The sequence below is a fragment of the Erwinia sp. PME.40.26/001 genome (assembly GCF_055556675.1).
This window is the reverse complement of record NZ_JBVHNP010000383.1, coordinates 1-242: the sequence shown is the minus strand read 5'-3', so window position 1 is coordinate 242 and position 242 is coordinate 1. Positions and strand designations below refer to the sequence as shown.

Below are 242 nucleotides of genomic sequence, written 5' to 3'. Positions count from 1 at the left end.
AATGCACCGTTCACACCGGTTGCATCCTTCATGCGGTAGTAACCGGCGAAGACCTTGGCCGCGCCGAAGGCGTAGGAAGCCGACAGGTTGTAGGTCGTGGCCTTGTTGCGTGCAGGCGTGGTGTCGACGGTTTGCTGGAAGCCGCCACCGATGGCGAAGCCACCGTTGTTGTAGCGCAGGGCGGTGCTGATCTGGCTGCCGCTGCGGGTCGAACCGGCTTGCTCGCCGAAGGCGTAGCTCAC

The 242-nt window shown here is 63.6% G+C and carries 1 protein-coding gene; it reads right to left on the bottom strand.

The annotated features are described in order from the left end of the window. Positions 1-242: porin (locus ACZ3HG_RS24640; protein ID WP_465335134.1), on the bottom strand; the 242-nt coding region annotated here is incomplete at both ends.